Origin of the sequence: Marinifilum flexuosum (assembly GCF_003610555.1) — a bacterium.
GTDB lineage: Bacteria > Bacteroidota > Bacteroidia > Bacteroidales > Marinifilaceae > Marinifilum > Marinifilum flexuosum.
In genome coordinates, this window is sequence record NZ_RAPQ01000010.1 from 280,145 (window position 1) to 297,447 (window position 17,303).

Below are 17,303 nucleotides of genomic sequence, written 5' to 3' on the forward strand. Positions count from 1 at the left end.
CAACAAAAAGTTTATTCGAGACAATATATATACACATGAAAATAGCATTAGCCCAATTAAACTACCATATCGGTAATTTCGAAAGCAATACCGAGAAAATTATCTCTGCAATCGAGAAATCAAAAAAAGAGAATGTTGATTTGGTAGTATTTTCGGAGTTAGCAATCTGCGGATATCCTCCAAAAGATTTATTAGAAAGAAAAGATTTTATTGAAAGAACACAAGATGCTTTGCAAAAAGTAGCTGAAGCTTGTACTGATATTGCGGCAGTAGTGGGTGGTCCTTCAATCAATCCAAATACCAAGGGCAAGAATTTGTACAATTCGGCTTTCTTTATCTCAAACGGAAAAGTAGAAAGCATTCACAATAAAACCCTGTTGCCAAACTACGATATCTTCGATGAATACAGATATTTCGAGCCAAATACAGAATTCTCGTTGGTAGAATACAAAGGCAAGAAAATTGCAATTACCGTATGTGAAGATTTGTGGGAAAAACAGCCTACCGATAACAACTTCGCAAAATCGGAGCTTTACACCATTTCTCCTATGGAGGAACTAAACAAGCTGAATCCTGATTTTGTTGTAAACATTGCAGCTTCGCCATTTTCATACAACCAACAAGATTTAAGAACCAACATTCTAAAATCAAATATCGAACGATACAATTTGCCTGTGGTCTATGTGAACCAAATTGGAGCTCACACCGAATTGATTTTCGATGGAGATTCGATGGTTTTGAACTCGAAAGGTGATGTGGCTTGCAGACTTAAATATTTCGAAGAAGATTATAAGGTTGTGGATATGAATGAGATAGAAGACAATGCAATTGAAATTGCAGAAGTCGACTATATCGAAAAAATTCATGATGCATTGGTTCTTGGTTTGAAAGATTATTTTGGCAAAATGGGCTTTAAACAAGCAACATTGGGTCTTTCTGGCGGTATCGATTCTGCAGTAACCGTAGTGCTTGCCGAAAGAGCTTTGGGAAAAGAAAATGTACGTGTATTATTGATGCCTTCTGAGTTTTCTTCGGACCATTCGATTAAAGATGCAGTCGATTTGGCGGAAAATTTAGGTATTGAGTACGAAATTGTAAACATTCAGGAAATTTTCTCAGAATTTCAGAAAGCACTAAAACCTAGCTTTGGCGATTTACCATTTAATGTTGCCGAAGAAAACATACAAGCCAGAATTCGCGGTACTTTGGTAATGGGATTATCCAATAAGTTTGGACATATTTTATTAAATACATCAAATAAAAGTGAAGCAGCTGTAGGATATGGAACTCTTTATGGAGATATGAACGGAGGCTTATCAGTTTTGGGTGATGTGTACAAAACAGACGTTTTTAAAATGGCTTGGTTTATGAATAAAGACAAGGAAATTATTCCGGTAAATACAATTGTTAAACCACCATCAGCAGAATTGCGTCCTGATCAGAAAGATTCTGATTCATTGCCAGATTACGATGTTTTGGACGGTATTTTGTACCGATATATAGAAAAAAATATGTCATCGAAAGAAATAATTGCAGATGGTTTTGAAAAACAAATAGTTGAAAAAACAATTCGATTGGTAAACATGAATGAATATAAACGTTTTCAAACGCCACCTATATTGCGTGTTTCATCTAAAGCTTTCGGCTTTGGTCGTAAAATTCCATTGGTAGCAAAGCACAGTTAAATGGGTAGAAACACCTACAAAAACGTATGCTGTCGAACATCGTCTAAATAAGGATATTTTTCTCTATTCGTTTTCCCATTTAAATTCATTTATATACATTTGAACTGTTTTACAACATGCAAGTATATTTTTTATAACCATATCCGATTATTGTAATGATTGAGAATGAAAGAAAGTCAAGAGAGACGATTTGTGGAGAAGTAATTAATAACCCTAACTCTGTATTTAATGTTCTTGCTCCGTCCGAGAAAGAAGAACTAAAGTCCAATATGACTTGCTCTTTTTTCAAGAAAGGCGAATACATTTACAAAGAAGGTGAAAGACCTATTGGGTTAATTTGTTTATCGGAAGGGAAAGTTAAAATTTTTAAAGAAGGTGTTGGCGGACGTGAACAAATCGTTCGTATGGCTAAACCAATTGGTTTTATTGGATACCGAGCTTTATTTGCCGAAGAGAACAACATTGCATCGGCAGTTGCTATCGAGGATTCAATTACCTGCACAGTTAGCTACGACTTAATTCTAAAACTACTTCGTTCGAATGCTGAATTGGCATTAAGTATTATTCGTTCGTTGTCAACCGAGCTTGGATTCTCGAACAACAGAACCATAACACTTACCCAAAAGCACATTCGAGGTAGATTGGCTGAATCGTTATTGTTCCTTCGTGACACATACGGATTTGAGGAAGACGAAGCAACCATTAAGGTTTACTTATCGAGAGAAGATATTGCAAACCTATCGAACATGACAACTTCGAATGCAATTCGTACATTATCGACATTTGCCAGCGAAGGCGTTATTGCTATTGACGGAAGAAAAATTAAAATACTAGACAAGGTGCGCCTTGATAGAATCAGTAAATTAGGTTAACATTTAAGAACAATATTGGGGAGGCGTTGGAAACAGCGCCTCTTTTTTTGTGGAAAGTTTTAGACTCAGATTTTTATGAAGCTTATGATTTTCGCTGAATTCTGATTTTGTGGAATCGTTTTTTGCCTCACCATTTATAGATATCCCACCTAGTTTTATTCCTAATTATTCCTATAATATATCGCTCCGACTACATTTTAACATTCCCTACCAACTGGTTATTTACATGAGGTAACTGCTTATGATTTTCCGGTGAAAGATTATGCCATTCCGCTATCTGCTTGTAATATTCCGATCATCGGTTGTGCACTTCCGCTAGTCGGTTGAAATTTTCCATCGAAAGGTTACAATTTTCCATTGCTCGGTTGAAGTATTCCACTGCTCGGTTGTAATCTTCCGCCACTCGGTTGAAGCTTTCCGCCGCTCGGTTGTAATCTTCCGCTGCTCGGTTAAAGCTTTCCGTTGTAGCTACATAATAAAATATAAAATCACAACAACATATACATACCGCTAAATTTCAACATCTTATCAATAGATTACTTTTAGAAACATTTCTTCTTTAAGCGATCAGCGGAAATGTATAACTGGTTGACAAAGAAAGTCAAGCAGAAAGGTATATTATCTAACAGAATGGCAGAACTTGATTGATTTGCATAGCAAATTATCAAATAGTGGCGATGATATTGCAGCTGTGTTAGGGATAGCAGCGGAAAGCCCACAGCGAAGCGAGGACTTGTAGCGGATAGCCCGACCCGAAGGGGAACCCCCTCAAATAAGTTGATTTTGATATTCTCGCTCCAAGTGAGATTATCAATGGGATAGTATATTATTACTGATAATCCCACTTGAGCGGGAATATCAGGAGTTACTCCTGAAGATATATGCGTTTCACACGGCGCGAAACGGTGGTAAGTATTTCGTAAGGAATAGTATCGAGCTGCTCGGCCATTTGGCTTACCGGATAATCGTCGCCGAAAATGGTAACCGTATCGCCTTCCTTGGCTTCCACACCGCTAAGGTCTATCATACTCATGTCCATGCACACATTACCCACCACAGGACAAAGCTTGCCGTTTACCAACACCTTGCCATGGCCATTGCTTAGCTTGCGGCTGAAACCATCGGCATAACCAATTGGAATAACGCCTATGCGGGTATCTTTTTCGAGCACGCCCTTGCGCCCGTATCCAATGGTATTTTCTTTCGATACGGTTTTAATTTGCGAGATGGTGGTTTTAAGTGTGCTTACATTCATCAGCTTATGCTGATGCACTGCACTTACGCCATACAAACCAATGCCCAGTCGCACCATTTCGAATTGCGCATCGGCAAAACGTTCAATTCCTGCCGAGTTTAGCACATGACGATCGATGGCATAGTGAAAATGCTGGCGTATTTTATCGCTCCATTGCCTGAACAATTGTATTTGATGACTGGTATAATCGTCGTGTTGCTCCTCGTCGGCACCAGCCAAATGCGAGAATACTGATCGGATATAGAAATGATCGTTGCTGCGAATTTGTTCAATTAAATCGTCGAGCTCCACCTCCATAAAACCCATGCGATGCATTCCGGTATCGAGCTTTATGTGTATGGGATAATTTTTGACCACATTTTTACGCAAAGCCTGCTGGAATTCGTGCAATATTTTAAGGTTATAGATTTCGGGTTCCAGATTGTACTCAATCATGGTTTCGAAACTATGCGGCTCGGGATTCATCACAATAATTGGGATGTTGATTCCTGCATTGCGCAGCTCCACTCCCTCGTCGGCAATGGCAACTGCCAGATAATCGACCCTATGATATTGCAACAGATTGGCAATTTCTACCGATCCACTACCGTATGAGAATGCCTTTACCATTACAGTAAGCTTGGTTTGGGGTTTAAGCAGCGATCTGAAATAATTCAGGTTATGCACCATGGCATTTAAATCGACCTCGAGAACGGTTCGGTGTGCCTTAAATTGCAAGGCTTTCGATATTCGTTCGAAGTGAAAATTTCTGGCTCCTTTTATCAGGATTACCTCATCGTGAAACTTGCTTCGATTAAATTGTAACAAAAACAAATTGGTATCCTGGTAGAATATTGCATTATCGCCAAACAAATCGGCTTGCATGGATATGCGCTCGCCTATACCAATGATGCGATCGATTTTTTGCTTGGCAACCAATTTTGCCACCGCCCTGTACAATCGCTTATCGGTGTATCCCGATTGGTAAATATCCGATAGGATGATGCATTTTTTCTTATCGATTTGCTGTCGGTTCATTAAATCGATAGCAATCTCTAGCGATCCCAAATCGGAATTGTAATAGTCGTTGATTAAAGTGCAATTGCCAAAACCTTCTTTAATTTCCAATCGCATGGCAACTGGCTCGAGCTTTAGCATTTCCTGTTTCAAATCCAATGCGTCAATGCCCAGCACCAATGCTGTAACATAGGTAGTAATGGCATTATCTACAGATGCACGATCGGTAAAAGGAATTGTAAACTCGCTGGTGTTTTTCCCAACCTGAATGGTGATATTGGTTCGGTTGCCTTTTTGTTGCTCCTTTACAATTCTGCAATAGGCATGCTTGTTTCTGGCCCATGTATATTGCTTCTGATTTGGCTCAAGATTTACCACAAAAGAATTCACCACCAAAGCATCATCGGAACAGTACACCACTTTTTTGCAAGTTGTAAACAACTTTAACTTTTCGGATAATAAATGCTGTTTGTCCTCAAAATTTTCGCGATGTGCTTGGCCAAGGTGTGTAAATACCCCGATGCTTGGTTGAATAATTTCAGCCAATTGTTGCATTTCTTCGGGTTGAGAAATTCCCGCTTCGAAAATCCCCAAATTCGCATTGGAATTCAAATTCCAAACCGATAATGGTACTCCAACCTGTGAATTGTAACTTTTGGGACTACGAACCACCCGGCAACTATTTTGCAAAACCTGATTCAACCACTCCTTTACAATGGTTTTTCCATTGCTTCCGGTTATACCGATAACGGGAGAATTGAAATGCTCACGATGCCTGGCTGTAAGTGTCTGAAGTGCTTTTAATGTATCCTCGACACGAACAAAAGAAGCATTTGTATATTTTTTTAGGCTTACATCATCCTTACTAATTACAAAAGCCCGAACGCCTTTCTGGTATAAGTCCGAGATGTATTTGTGCCCGTCGTGGCGATCGCCTACAATGGCAAAAAATACAGCTTCCTCAGGCAGATATAAAGATCTGCTGTCAATTGATATGGACTGAATTTCATAATCGGCATTGCCAATTAGTTCCCCACCAACAATTTGGGCTATCAATCCTATGGAGTACAATTGCTCAGATCTCATTTAATAAGGCTTTGAATAAATGTCTTAATGATTTAAAATTCTATTTTGCTTCTGAATGATTAATGGCTTTGGTATAGCACTCACGACAAAGCGGTTCGTACTCGTCCCTCTCACCCAATAAAACCAATTTTTCGGCTTCTGATAATCTGTGAGAGTAATTGGCCAGATTTCCGCAACGCATACAAATTGCATGCACTTTGGTTACATATTCAGCACAAGCCATTAAGCTTGGTATTGGTCCAAATGGTTTTCCTTTAAAGTCCATATCCAAACCAGCTACAATTACTCTTACACCTTGGTTTGCCAATTCATTACAAACATCGGATAAGCCTTCATCGAAAAATTGTGCTTCATCAATTCCAACAACATCAACATTGCTGGCCAATAGTAAAATATTAGCAGAAGTTTCTACAGGAGTTGATCGAATAGAGTTTGAGTTGTGCGATACCACCTCATCTTCGGAATAACGAACATCGATATGAGGTTTAAAAATTTCTACGTTCTGTTGCGCAATCTTAGCACGATTCAAGCGACGGATTAATTCTTCTGTCTTACCAGAAAACATCGAACCTACAATCACCTCAATCCATCCCTGTCGACCTGCTCTGTTTATATCATTTTCAAGAAACATCTATTATAGTTTAGGTAGTTTTATGCCACTTATCATTGAATTCCAATCCACATGGAAAGCATTCAATGCGTAAACGACATTGTAATGTGATTATTTAAAAATTCAAATGGTTGTTACATCGATATACAAAAATAGGAAAAGAATCTTAGCAGAGAGAAAACAATCAAATCAAAAAAATCTCGTTTCTTTGTATAGATTTAATTTAAATCAATAACAAGCTCATTAACATGGATCATAAATTATTACTTCAACTGCTCCAAAATAAAACAGAGGAAATTCAAAACCTTTTGGGTCATTTCAAGAACAATCCTAATGATTTAAATAAAGGTTTGAATCTTTTGGCAGATCGAATTGAAAGCCTTTCCAAAGAATTTGAATTTATGAAGGATGGTTTTTCAAAAGTAAATTCTTCTGTTCCAAAAGAGGAAAATTTAGATTTGTCAAATGCTGAAAGTAGCGAAGCCAAAGTGATTCATCATGAAGAAAAAAAAGAGCCAATTACAGAGGTAACCAAAGAAACTGTGAAGATAAAAACTGAAACAGTATCAGAAAATTCAACAGAAGAAAAAGTGGAATCCATTGTAATTAGCTCAGAAAAACCAAAAGAAGAAAAAACTGATACTGACGAAATATTAAATGACCAACTGCAAAAGAAATCAACAGAGGTAATTGGTGAAAAATTAATCAATAACAAGCTTAGCGATATTCAAACTGCAATTGGTATTAACGATCGTTTTTTATTTATTCGCGAGCTGTTTGAAAACAATCTGGAAGCTTACAATTCCAGTATCAAATTCATTAACGAAACTGGCAATATTAGTGTTATTGAGGAACACTTTAAAAACAACACCAACTGGGATTTCGAAAATCCTACGGTAATTCAGTTTATGGAACTTACTAAAAGAAAATTCTAAGAAATGTCAAAATTATACCTTATTCCTACTCCAATCGGAAATTTGGAGGATATGACCATACGATCTATTAATACTTTAAAAAGTGTCGATTTAATTTTGGCAGAAGATACCAGAACTTCTGGTTTTCTTTTAAAACACTACGAAATTAGCAAACCTCTTTTGTCTCATCATAAATTTAACGAACACAAAACCTCCGAAAATATTGCCAACAGAATTTTGGCTGGCGAATCGGTTGCCCTGATTTCTGATGCTGGTACTCCTGCAATATCTGATCCAGGTTATTTTCTGGTAAAACATTGTGTTGAGCAAGGTATTGAAGTGGAGTGTTTGCCTGGTGCAACAGCTTTTGTTCCTGCTTTGGTAAACTCTGGATTGCCTAACGACAGGTTTTGCTTCGAAGGATTTCTTCCTCAAAAAAAAGGAAGACAAAGCAAACTAAATGAGCTGGCAGAGGAAAGCAGAACCATGATTTTTTACGAATCACCTCATCGATTGGTAAAAACTCTACAGCAATTCGCCGAAGCATTTGGTGAAGAAAGAAAAGCTTCTGTTTCGAGAGAGTTGACCAAACTTCACGAAGAAAATGCAAGAGGAACACTTGCCGAATTAATTGCTCACTTCAGCTCCAAAACAGTAAAAGGCGAAATTGTTATCGTACTTGAAGGAAAAACTGTCGTAAAGAAAAAGAAAGAATACATTAAGAAAGACAGGGTATAGTCAATTAACAATGTTCAATTAAGAATTAATAATATTCTTTTAGCTAAAGCATTCAAGCTATCAAGTTAAAAAATGACAAACAATTAAATTGGGGTTTACAATTTTATCCCAATTATTCATTAATCATTATTAATTGCCAATTGATTTTTAGTCTTCGTGAGAAAACTTAGGACAAGAGATGGCCTTATCGCCTAGTTTTTTCACTTTTTGGCGACGTTTTAGCTTTCGAATTTCTCTTGGATTTGAGTAGTTGTAGTTGTAGGTTAAGGACACCTCTAAACCTCCTCTACTAGATGATGCTACCTGTAAGTCTGATACATTGATATCATAGGTTAGCATGATTTTTAATCGCTTTCTCTCATAACCAAATGCAGGAATAATATCTTGAGTAAATCGATACCACAAGCCATAATGAAAAATTGTACCCCTATTACCGAAAAGAGTCATAAAGTTTGCCCCAGCAATCCACTCATTGGCATTTTTTTCAGTAGTATACATGATTTCAGGTTTGAAATACATTCTTGGACTAATCCTACTTTCAGCACCTGCATGCAATGCAAATCGTCTTTTAAGATTATTGGTGCTATAGTTGATATCCTGACTTTCGTATCGATAAAATGATTCCTTTGGTTCGTTGATATGACTTACTGAGGTTCCCATGAAATACTTCGTCTTGCCACGGAAATAAGTTACCTGCATACCCAGTGAAAAATCCATGTAAAATAGTGATTGAGAAATAAAGTCCTCTCCGGTCTCACCACCTTCCAATTGCTCACCAAATGTTAGCTTACTTAAGTCAACTGATTTATTAATCATTTCAACTCCAACACCACCATGTAAAAAGAGTGTATTTCCCGCATTCAAACTCTTGTTAAGAGAAGATGCGAACATTACCTGGGTGGTTTTTAATCCCCCATCACCGGCTTTGTCATTAAATATCATACCACCAACTCCAATCCACGACGAACTTAGCAATTGGGTTGACAATTTACCATCAACAAAAACCGACTGAGAAACAAAAGGAATTGTAACACTATTCCACTGGTTACGATAATTTATACCTCCACGAAGATTATAATCCGAATTACCAGTAAGCGCAGGATTTAACAATAATGGAATAGAATAGAACTGAGAAGAGTGTACACGCTGAGCGGAGAGTTTAGAAACTCCCAAAATTATACTCAACAGTAAAATAAGAATACTCTTTCTCATAAACACTCATTTGGGTTTGCCATCTACCCCTATTAACTACCATAATATTGGCATAAAACCCCAAAAACAAAATATGAAAATGGGTAATATTTCCTTATTACCCAGGTTTTTTAACATCTAATTTGACAAAATATCTATCATTTTTGTCGCTCCAAATATAACTAATCAAATTTTAAAACTATCATTAATAAAAATCGATTGGTCAAATCTATCTTAATATCGTAATGTTACCTGAATCCTGAATTTGACTTCCATCTTTAAAAGTAACTTTCAAGAAATACACATAAGCATCCATATCCACATTTTGTCCTTTATAGGTGCCATCCCATCCAGCACCTGTGCCACGATGCATATGAACAGATTGGAATACTGTATGACCAAGACGATTTACAATAAGTAAACTCATGCTTTGCACCTCTTCCACATCACCTGCAAGTTCTAACCTATCATTCTTACCATCGCCATTAGGTGAGAATGCTGTTGGTAAATACACATTAAATTGACTTCCATTAGTAGATACATTAATTGTATCTCTACCAATACAACCAAACTCATTAGTTACCTCAACACGATATTCTCCAGCTTGACTCACTTGAATGACCTGATCAATTTCGCTTGGCTTAATTTCAACACCTGAATTAACATACCACATGTATGATACAAAATCTTCACCAGCATCTAAGTTAACCACCTGACCGTTTGTCAATACAATATCATCACCTAAATCTACTTCTGGAGTTGGATTGAAGGTAACCTCAATACAATCTTCCTCAGTATTTCCGTTCTGATCGGTCACATAAACACAATATTTACTACTCTTTTCAACATATATTCCTTCCTCTGTTGATTCCGAAGGAGTCCAACGATAAGTTGGAGTAAAGTCTGCATTATTGGTCTTTATTTCAGGTGTCAAGTAGATTCTCTCTCCCAGACAAACATTATCGATATCAGCACCTAAATCAACGGCAAATTTACCTTCGCGCTTGGTAACATTTATTTCATCTGCTCCAATACAGCCTTGAGCACTAGTTACTCGAACAGAATACACATTTTCATCTGTTACGGTAATGGTTTGGGTAGTTTCACCGTTTGGCAACCACTCATATGATCCACCTACACCACCATCACCAGCATCAAGCGTTGCACTTTCATCATCAAACAGAACGATATCATCGCCCAGATCAACAATTGGTAATGCATGAACAGTAATCGTAACTTGATCTGTTTGTTCATTTCCAGCATCATCGCGAACTGTTACCGTATAAAGTCCAGATTCGTTAACTGTTAATGTGGAAGTTATCGCACCATTTGACCATAAATAGGTATAGTTCTGAGAAATCGATGGATTAGGATTCAAAACAATCTCTTCGCCCACACAAATATCCTGATCATCACCTAATTCAATTGCAAATACATCATTCACACTTGTAATAATAATCTCATCTGAAGCCGAACAGCCATTAGCATTTGTAACGGTTACACCATAAGTATTACTTGTGTTTACCTGAATGGTTTGACTCGTTTCTCCAGTAGACCATAGGTAATTTGCACCGGCATTTCCAGCATCAAGTGTTAAGACCTCTGCATCGGCCAATTGATAATCAGGTCCCAAATCGACTGTTGGAGCTTTCCAAACGGTTACATTAACAAATGCCGACGATTGTTTGCCTGTTTTGGTATCAGTAACTGTAACAGAGTAAACACCTGTTTCATTCACCTCCAATGTGTTATTAACCGATCCATCGGACCATAAATAAGTGTAGGTTCCATCAAAATCAATTTCTGGTGTTAACACCCTGCTTTCACCCTCACAGAAACTTAAATCTGCTCCTAATCCAACTGAGAAGGATTCAACAACTGTAACATTCGCATAAACGGTATCACCGGCACAATCAAATGCACTTCTTTCTATCAGTTTCACCTGATAATCTCCTGGAGTTACTGCCCATTGAACATCGAAGTTCAATTGACTATGGAAGTTGTCGCTTAAACGACTTGTACTTTCGTTGAGTACTGTTGCTCCAGCCGGAACAAAAATCTCATATTTTTCACTCTTCTCTATGGTTGCTGTATATGCATGAATGGTTCCAGACTGAATTACTGGTTCGTAATCGCCAAACACAGTATTTGGCAAGGCCATTACATCAACCTCCAGTGTTTGATTCGCCAAATCTTCCTCGACTGGTATTCCGCTCAATGTTTTTGCTTCAACAAGCAATATTTCTGCCCTGTGCGTTTTACCGGTTGTATTCGGAATCTCCAAATCAAAAGTAAATGAATTGGTATAAATTTCATTTGCCCCTTCTGGCAATTCTGCCGAAGCCCTATCAATAGAATACTTAAAAGTCCAAGGTTTTGGTCCAGTATAATTAACCGTTACGCTAAGCTTCCCATTTGTGTCCCCACCATTGTTTTTAGCACAAACATATGGCACCTCAAGATCTTCAAATACTGCTGTTGGAGTTGCATCGTCTACCACAACAAGCATAGTAAGTGCTTCTCCGAAACAGTGTGTGCCTAAATCTTCAGGATAAACTTTTACTTCGTAAGTACCTGGATCGCTAAACTGATAGTCTCCCGATTCGAATGTCGTCGAAGCCAAATAAGCAACTGATCCATTCGAGGTATTGGTTACCGACCAATGATACTTGTATGAAGTATTTTCATCAACTTTAAAATTAAGCTTTGTTCCCTTTACTACATACTGCTGCGCCACAGCCGCTAATCCTCCCATGAGGATCAGCAGTGCGGTAAACAGTGTTTTATGTAGTAAGGTTTTAAACATTAACTTCTAAATATTAATTCAACACAATTGTTCCATTAATAACTGGTAATGGATGAACTGTAATAGTTTTAGTACTTGCACCTTTAGGCATTGTTTCATGACTATCAGCAACAGACACTGCTTTAATTAACTCAACAGTCCAATCTTGATCTGTTGCCTCTGTATTAATAAAGAAGTTGTCTATATCAATACTGATAGTACCTGTTCCAGTAGTAAACTCCTTATCAACTCCACCTTCTTGAACAACCAAATTATCTTTTACAACACCATCCTTATCGGTAATTCTATAATACAATTTCCAAGGTTTAACACCTTCATAGGTAACATCAAATGTTTTAGTCTCTGCAGCTCCGTTAAACGAACATACTTTAATATCAGTAGCATCTGCAAACATGAAATTACCATCAGCAGGAAGAATTATTACTTCTTGAGATACGGCCTCACTGATACAATTATTTCCATCTTCCAAAGTAGCTTTTATTACGTATGTTTTCCCAACAGTTCCATCCCAAGTTATTTCAACGATATGATGATCTGCATTTGTTGTAGCCTCATCTGGATAAGCTAAAGCAATTCCAGGATCTAAAGCGGATGCATCTTTAGTTTCAACGGTCCAGTGAATCATTGTAACACCTCCTGGAGCTGTTACTTTTGTTAGATCAATTGAATATTGTCTTGCCACTCCATTCGTCACCTCTTGTTGAGCAGAAAGAGAGAAACTCATTCCTACCAAACAGGTCAAAAAGAATAAAAGTCGTTTTATTGATTTCATAGTATATTAGTTTAGCCAATTTTATTTAATTGTTATAGGCGAAATAACTGGTAATCCCTGAGCTGTATAAGTATAAGTCTGAGCAACAGGCAAGGTAATTTCCGTACCCGCACCATCTTTCAACTTAGATACTGTAATAGAGAATACGCCATCAGCATTTAAATTACCTCCATCAAGGAATAATTCAGCTTTAGGTATTGTAATTGTATAATTGCCAGCACCTGTCGCTGCTGTAGTATTTACATTTAAATATTTACCAGCTACATCTGTTCCATTTGTTGTAGTAATAGCATAGAATACTTGCGCTGGACGAGCAGTTTCATGAACCAAACTAGCTCCACTAAGAGTAACATTGATCTCCAAATCAACACCTCCCGATAAGTTACCAGCACAATCCTCTGAAGATGCAGGTGTATCTGTATAAGCAAAATTCATATCTGTTGGATCTGCTACTACCACAGTAATTGTTTTAAGATTATAACATGAATGAGCACCTGTTTGCTTAATTCTTAAATAATAAGTTCCTATAGCATCCCAAGTTACATCAACTTCATTAGTTATTGCAGTTCCAGCACCAATTGTGTAACCTGCAACAGCAGGAGTAGTACAGTTAGCATCAGAAAACACTTCCCATAAATAGGCGTCATCTTCCATTGTACCATCACCCTTATCGTGTTGTACCAAAAGGACACTGTAATCATAATTAGATCCAGTATAAACATTTTGTGATCCTGCATCTTCCCCTGGACCAGTAATTTGAGCAAACGCATTTGCAATACTAAATACTGCTGCTATTAATACTATTAGCTTTTTCATATTGTTCGATTTTAGTTTTTTTATTTTATTGTCACTGGACTAATTTCTGGTATTCCGTATAATGTTCTTGTATGAACATTTTCGCCACCAGTTGATTTAACCTTGATATCTCCTCCATACTTGTCCTTAGCAGAGGTGATGGTAATTATTTGATTTTTGTCTGAATATTCTGGTATAATGGCAAGATCATTAAACTTCATCATCTTGCTTTCGGTTACAGTTATTGGGGTTGTTACTGGTGTACCATCAATACTGTAGTATACTTGAATAGGATAAAACTTACTATCAACAATCCCACTTGTTTCAAGTATTAATTCCGTTTCGAATGTATTTCCTACATTCGAACAATCATTTGATGCCAATTCTTTAAATTCGATCGTGGCACTTCCGATCACTTCAATTGCAAATGCTCTTCTGGAAGAACATTCTCCAATTACTCCGTTGAATTCTTCAACGATTAGATAATACTTTCCTGGTGTATTCCAGGTAATATCGACCTCTGCTTTTTGATACTCTCCATCTTTAAACGAGAAATCTTCTGCAAGGGCCAGATTTTCATCCTTCTGATCTGCAAAATCAGCTACTTTGTAAATTTTCCATTCACATTCATTACCCGGATGTAAGGCTAAATTTGCCTTATGGGTACTCCCAACCAAAAACACAGCATCCTGTGCACTCGCAGATGCAAGCACAAACACCCCCAAAACGAGTGTAAGCAGAATTCTATGGATGAGAGATTTTTTCAATTAATTGTATTTAAAATTTTACTCTTTACTAATAGTTGGGCTTTTGAATACCTTCCCGGCCTTGCCGGGAAGGTTTTGTTTTTAGCCTTATGATATTTTCTTATTCAACTGTGAAAACAGAAGTAGCTGGCGAAGCTTTTATCACATAATTCGTTGCCTCACTATTATTACCATTATTAGCTGTTGGCTCGAATTGTTTTGAACCATCAACATCAGCAACCGTTCTAATAAATGGAGTATCAGTAGTTACACCTAAATTCATAGTAACATCTGCATCCGCAGGTGTTCCTAAAACGTTATCAATTGTAACCTTTAAGTATGCAACTGGATGTCCGGCATTTACACTAATACTGGTTCCTGTTACAGATCCAATAGTAGTAGACGAAGATGTTGATTCAACAACTTTTACTTCTAGGCCAGCATCGTTTGCCTTTGTCCAAGTATAATCAAATCCCCACTGTCCATTCCATGGCTGAGCATCTGTATTCATACTTATTTTATAGAAGAATGTAGATGTTCCAAGATCTGTTGTAGCCGGTGGGTTTGCTAAAATTCCACCAGAGAATGAATTACACTTTGACATTGCTTCTGCCTTTATAGTAGGAACATCTGCAGGATCTACACCTGTTAAATCAATTGCTGCAAAAGAAGTTGCATTCAATGCTTCTAACACAAAATCGATCTGTCCAGCTGATACTGAAATAAAGTATCTTCTTTTTGTAGAACATGCTCCACTTGCTCCATTGTATTCTGCTACTTCAACAGCATAAACTTTGCCTGTAGTGTTAACGTCTAACCACTGAATCCCAACTTTATGAAAGTCTTCTCCCTCATAGGTATCAACTCCAAGACCTGTATACTTTTCAGTAATATCAGTTTTCGTAGGATCGTAGGTATAAAACTTGTATTTATCAGTTGCTGCTATTCCTACAGCATCAAATGTTCCACTTGCATCTACTTCAAACACATTCCATTCATAATGATTTCCTGTATGTAAAGCTACTTGAAATCCGTGAAAACTACCTACAGAGTGAGATGCTGCATTATCAGGAGTTCCTCCCTGTGCAAAAACACCATAAGATCCTAAAACGAATATTAAGGCTAAGCTTAGTTTTAATAGTTTTTTCATAAGGCTTATATTTTTATTTGATTGATTCATTTTTTATTAATCAGTTGTAATACCTGTTGTTGCAGGAACAGCTCTAACTAAATATTTCACTTCATTTTTAGAATCTGCTTTACCATCTGCATCTTCAGTTCCTAACGCATCTGCTCCTGAAGTAATGGTTAATATCAAATCTAGGTCTTCATCTTGTCTATTGCTGTTGGTTGTATAGGATACTGAGATATTACTCTCTGCTGTTCCTTCGGCAATATCAATTTTAGATCCTGAAGTTTTTGCCACACCATCAACAGTAATATTTAATACGATACCTTCATCTGTAGTTGTTCCTGTTTTTTTATCTACCAATGTAAATGTATAGTTCCAAGCCACAGTCTTCGCTGTAACAGCATTCGTTGCCAAGTTATGAGCTTTTACGACATAATTTCTTGCTGTTAAGCCAAAGTTATCATCTGAATTATCTCCAACTGTTCCTTTATCTTCAACTGGATTATCTACGGTAGCACAAGCATCTTCTGTTCCAGTAAGCTCAGCATAAATATCAAATGTATTTGCAACAACAGTTACTTGTAGCAATCTATTAGTTGTACAGTGATCATTCGATTCTCCAATAGATACATAATAACTCTCTGCACCTGTGTTTGCAACCAACCATTTAATATAAATTTTAGCTTCCGTATTAGCAGGAGTAGTTGGTGTTGCTCCACCTAATGTTGCTCCACTTGCATCTGTAAAAACAAAATGAGTTCCTAATGTTGCCTCTGCTGTTTTGTTATCTAAAAAGACTTTCCAATCATAGGTATTGGTTCCAACACGAGTTCCTCCATTTACCTGATAGTAGTGATAAGAGCCTTCATAAGGCATAGTACCTGTATTGGTTTGAGCAAACATCATACTAGATGTTCCCAATATCATTATTAAAGCTATAATTAAACGTTTCATATTATATTGTTTTCTTATTTATTAATCATGCTGAATAGTTGTAGTTGCAGGATTCTGGTTCACAACCAAAGTGACAGTAATATCTCCATCAGTTCCAAAATCATGGTTACTTGGCTTAACACCATAACTATCTCTAGCCCCAGTAATAGTCACCTTATAAACTTGAGCAGCACCTCCTGGTGTATTCGTAAATTCTTTACTAAATAGATTCGATGTACCTACATTCACGTTAGTATAATCGGTTTCTGTACCATCAGTTTCTGTAATTGTATAATCAACAAACCAAGGAGCTTTTCCTCCAGTAAAAGAAAGTGTTTGAGAAAGTGTAGTTTTTGGATCTGTTGTAGCACAAGTAGGATCAACCGATGCGAACGTAATAGTTGAATTATTTGCTATTACTTTAACTTCAAAGGTATTAGTAGTAGAACATAAATCTGGAGTTGTCTCCACTACAGTTACTGTAAAGGTACCTTCCGTTGTCCAGGTCACAGTTGCCTGATCAAAACCTCCCGAACTCCCATTATCAGCCAATGTTCCTCCTCCTGAAATAGACCAAACATATGTATTTGTACCAACAACAGGTACACGATATTTATATTCAGATCCTACATATACTTCATTTCCTGCAGAAGTCTGACTATCATTTGTCCAAGTCTGAGCTGAAGCAACATTAATAGCCATTACACTTAATAATGTGAAAAGTAAATTTTTAACTAATCGCTTTTTCATAGTATGTATAGTTTAAGTTTAT

The 17,303-nt window shown here is 37.1% G+C and carries 14 protein-coding genes; 4 read left to right on the plus strand and 10 right to left on the minus strand.

Annotation, left to right across the window (positions count from 1 at the left end; translation table 11 throughout):
* The first annotated feature begins 35 nt into the window (after nucleotides 1-35).
* Both BXY64_RS14440 and BXY64_RS14445 read left to right on the plus strand, forming a co-directional pair.
* Complete coding sequence (locus BXY64_RS14440) at nucleotides 36-1,685, plus strand: NAD+ synthase (protein WP_120240705.1); 1,650 nt, start codon at nucleotides 36-38, stop codon at nucleotides 1,683-1,685.
* A 155-nt stretch (nucleotides 1,686-1,840) separates the two neighbouring features.
* On the plus strand, nucleotides 1,841-2,557 hold the full coding sequence (locus BXY64_RS14445) for a Crp/Fnr family transcriptional regulator (protein WP_110363179.1): 717 nt from the start codon (nucleotides 1,841-1,843) through the stop codon (nucleotides 2,555-2,557).
* Nucleotides 2,558-3,422: 865 nt separating this feature from the next.
* On the opposite strand, the gene BXY64_RS14450 is transcribed toward BXY64_RS14445, so the two are convergent.
* Together BXY64_RS14450 and BXY64_RS14455 are read right to left on the minus strand one after the other, a co-directional pair.
* Nucleotides 3,423-5,894 (minus strand): bifunctional UDP-N-acetylmuramoyl-tripeptide:D-alanyl-D-alanine ligase/alanine racemase, encoded by a 2,472-nt coding sequence (locus tag BXY64_RS14450; RefSeq protein WP_120240706.1) that lies wholly within the window; start codon nucleotides 5,892-5,894, stop codon nucleotides 3,423-3,425.
* Nucleotides 5,895-5,934: 40 nt separating this feature from the next.
* Nucleotides 5,935-6,525, minus strand: a complete 591-nt coding sequence (locus BXY64_RS14455) for a thymidine kinase (RefSeq protein WP_120240707.1) — start codon at nucleotides 6,523-6,525, stop codon at nucleotides 5,935-5,937.
* A 227-nt stretch (nucleotides 6,526-6,752) separates the two neighbouring features.
* Here BXY64_RS14455 and BXY64_RS14460 point away from each other — a divergent pair, with 227 nt between their 5' ends.
* A complete protein-coding gene (locus tag BXY64_RS14460; RefSeq protein WP_120240708.1) occupies nucleotides 6,753-7,439 on the plus strand; it encodes a hypothetical protein in 687 nt (228 codons plus the stop codon).
* A 3-nt stretch (nucleotides 7,440-7,442) separates the two neighbouring features.
* Nucleotides 7,443-8,156 (plus strand): 16S rRNA (cytidine(1402)-2'-O)-methyltransferase, encoded by a 714-nt coding sequence (rsmI, locus tag BXY64_RS14465; RefSeq protein WP_120240709.1) that lies wholly within the window; start codon nucleotides 7,443-7,445, stop codon nucleotides 8,154-8,156.
* Nucleotides 8,157-8,303: 147 nt separating this feature from the next.
* Here the strand turns inward: rsmI and BXY64_RS14470 are convergent, their stop codons facing one another.
* From BXY64_RS14470 to BXY64_RS14505, 8 genes are all read right to left on the minus strand, one after another.
* Nucleotides 8,304-9,368 carry a PorP/SprF family type IX secretion system membrane protein gene (locus BXY64_RS14470; protein WP_120240710.1) on the minus strand — a complete coding sequence of 355 codons (1,065 nt, stop codon included), beginning with the start codon at nucleotides 9,366-9,368 and terminating at the stop codon, nucleotides 8,304-8,306.
* Nucleotides 9,369-9,576: 208 nt separating this feature from the next.
* On the minus strand, nucleotides 9,577-12,153 hold the full coding sequence (locus BXY64_RS14475; protein ID WP_120240711.1) for a T9SS type B sorting domain-containing protein: 2,577 nt from the start codon (nucleotides 12,151-12,153) through the stop codon (nucleotides 9,577-9,579).
* A 13-nt stretch (nucleotides 12,154-12,166) separates the two neighbouring features.
* On the minus strand, nucleotides 12,167-12,925 hold the full coding sequence (locus BXY64_RS14480) for a hypothetical protein (protein WP_120240712.1): 759 nt from the start codon (nucleotides 12,923-12,925) through the stop codon (nucleotides 12,167-12,169).
* 21 nt (nucleotides 12,926-12,946) lie between these two features.
* Nucleotides 12,947-13,741, minus strand: a complete 795-nt coding sequence (locus BXY64_RS14485) for a hypothetical protein (RefSeq protein WP_120240713.1) — start codon at nucleotides 13,739-13,741, stop codon at nucleotides 12,947-12,949.
* A gap of 20 nt (nucleotides 13,742-13,761) precedes the next feature.
* Nucleotides 13,762-14,487, minus strand: coding sequence for a hypothetical protein (locus BXY64_RS14490; RefSeq protein WP_147376000.1), 726 nt, complete (start codon nucleotides 14,485-14,487; stop codon nucleotides 13,762-13,764).
* A 100-nt stretch (nucleotides 14,488-14,587) separates the two neighbouring features.
* Nucleotides 14,588-15,616: a hypothetical protein gene (locus BXY64_RS14495; RefSeq protein WP_147376001.1), complete on the minus strand. Its 1,029-nt coding sequence runs from the start codon at nucleotides 15,614-15,616 to the stop codon at nucleotides 14,588-14,590.
* 36 nt (nucleotides 15,617-15,652) lie between these two features.
* Nucleotides 15,653-16,552: a hypothetical protein gene (locus tag BXY64_RS14500; protein ID WP_147376002.1), complete on the minus strand. Its 900-nt coding sequence runs from the start codon at nucleotides 16,550-16,552 to the stop codon at nucleotides 15,653-15,655.
* 21 nt (nucleotides 16,553-16,573) lie between these two features.
* On the minus strand, nucleotides 16,574-17,281 hold the full coding sequence (locus BXY64_RS14505; RefSeq protein ID WP_120240717.1) for a hypothetical protein: 708 nt from the start codon (nucleotides 17,279-17,281) through the stop codon (nucleotides 16,574-16,576).
* Nucleotides 17,282-17,303 lie beyond the last annotated feature (22 nt).